A 452-nucleotide genomic window follows, 5' to 3' on the forward strand; every position below is an offset into this window, starting at 1 on the left:
GTACTGGTGCGCTCCGGCGACGCCCGTCATGTCGTGGTCGACGACGTCGACCCGGCGGCCGGTGCGCTCGGCCTCCGCGGTGGTGAGGCCGACCGAGGCGACCTCGGGCACCCCGAAGACGACCTGGGGTACGGCCGCGGTGTCGGCCGTACCGGCGTGGGCGCCCCACGGCGCGTCACCGACCGGCCGTCCTCCCGCCCGGGCCGCTATGACGGCGCCGGCGATGCGGGCCTGGTACTTGCCCTGGTGGGTGAGCAGTGCCCGTCCGTTGACGTCACCGACGGCGTAGAGCCAGCCGTCCGGTACGGCTGTGACCCGGTAGGTGTCGTCCACGGCGAGCCGCTCTCCCGGGGTCAGTCCTACGGTGTCGAGCCCCAGGTCCCCGGTCCGAGGGGTCCGGCCGGTGGCGAACAGGATCTCGTCGGCGGTCAGTTCCTCACCGGTGCTCAGGG

The 452-nt window shown here is 73.9% G+C and carries 1 protein-coding gene; it reads right to left on the reverse strand.

Features of this window, described 5'->3' with window-relative positions:
• The coding region (locus LPA54_RS38595; protein ID WP_228985045.1) for an FAD-dependent oxidoreductase at positions 1-452 on the reverse strand (452 nt) is incomplete at both ends.

Source organism: Streptomyces sp. DH12, assembly GCF_020873895.1.
GTDB lineage: Bacteria > Actinomycetota > Actinomycetes > Streptomycetales > Streptomycetaceae > Streptomyces.